This window comes from Aquirufa sp. OSTEICH-129A (genome assembly GCF_054558355.1).
Genome location: NZ_JBPXKC010000022.1, coordinates 1 through 303, shown reverse-complemented (window position 1 = coordinate 303; position 303 = coordinate 1). Strand labels below are relative to the sequence as shown.

General features: G+C 42.9%; 1 protein-coding gene. It reads left to right on the top strand.

The genetic code is table 11. From position 1 onward, the window contains the following. The coding region (locus tag SKC36_RS12345; RefSeq protein WP_459466079.1) for a hypothetical protein at positions 1 to 303 on the top strand (303 nt) is incomplete at both ends.

Genomic DNA, 303 nt, shown 5'->3' with positions numbered 1-303 from the left:
GTTCATCGACGATGACGAAATTGGCAGTAAGCTTAGCTAGTCCTCAGATTAATGGCACAGCCTTTACAGGAACGAATACCTTAACTGCACAAGATGCTTATGGTAATACTGCTACTGGATTTGATGCTTCGGCAAACAATGTAACGGTGACTAATTCCTTAGGAGGAACGGTGACGGGTTTAGGATCTGGAGGAACCAATGTATTGAATCAAGCTGGAGACTTTACAAGTGGAGTAGCTAATTTAACTAGTGATGGAATGATTTATACGGGTACCGGTGGTGCTGGAACCTTTACATTCACTC